Origin of the sequence: Shewanella hafniensis (assembly GCF_019655335.1) — a bacterium.
Taxonomy (GTDB): domain Bacteria; phylum Pseudomonadota; class Gammaproteobacteria; order Enterobacterales; family Shewanellaceae; genus Shewanella; species Shewanella hafniensis.
In genome coordinates, this window is record NZ_BPFD01000194.1 from 1 (window position 1) to 749 (window position 749).

The following is a 749-nucleotide window of genomic DNA, read 5'->3' on the forward strand; positions in this document are numbered from 1 at the left end:
TACTAGGGTCTGTTGATCTTTCGAGAGTGATTTTTAGACAGCATGGCAAGACGTTATAATTTGCTTCGCCAAAAGTAACCATAACCTCAAGCCATGCCAAGACTTATGCTAACCGATGCACGCTGGGAAAAGCTATTTCATTTAATGAAAAGCACAGGCCGTGTTTATGACAAACCTGAACATAGACAAACATTCGAAGGTATTCTTTACCGCCTTAGAACAGGTATCCCTTGGCGAGATTTACCTAAAGAGTTCGGTCATTGGAGCACGGTCTTTAGACGGTTTCATTTATGGTCTAAGAAAGGCGTTCTAGCACATTTATTCAAGGCCTTAGCCAACCTTGCTGATATAGAATGGGTCTTTATTGATGGCTCGATAGTGCGGGCTCACCAGCACAGTGCAGGTGCCGCGACGCTAAGTAATGAGAGTATTGGTAAAAGTCGAGGCGGTAATTCAACCAAAATTCACTTAGCCGTCGACAGCGGAGGATTACCGATTTATTTCGAATTATCAGAAGGCCAAAAACACGATATTACACACGCCCCCAGCTTAATTGAGCACCTGAAGCAGGTTGATACCGTCATTGCAGATAAAGGTTATGACAGCGATGCTTTTCGTGAACTTATCGCAAATAAAGGCGGGAAATCTGTTATTCCAAGGCGCCGCTATAAGAATACACCTCAAGAAAGAGTCGATTGGTGCTTATATCGGTATCGACATTTAGTGGAGAATGCTTTTGGAAGAATTAA

The 749-nt window shown here is 43.0% G+C and carries 1 protein-coding gene; it reads left to right on the forward strand.

What is annotated here, in order from left to right; all coding sequences use genetic code 11:
• Positions 1 to 93 precede the first annotated feature (93 nt).
• Positions 94 to 749: IS5-like element ISSod6 family transposase (locus K5Q99_RS21870; protein WP_220778127.1), on the forward strand; the 656-nt coding region annotated here is incomplete at its 3' end.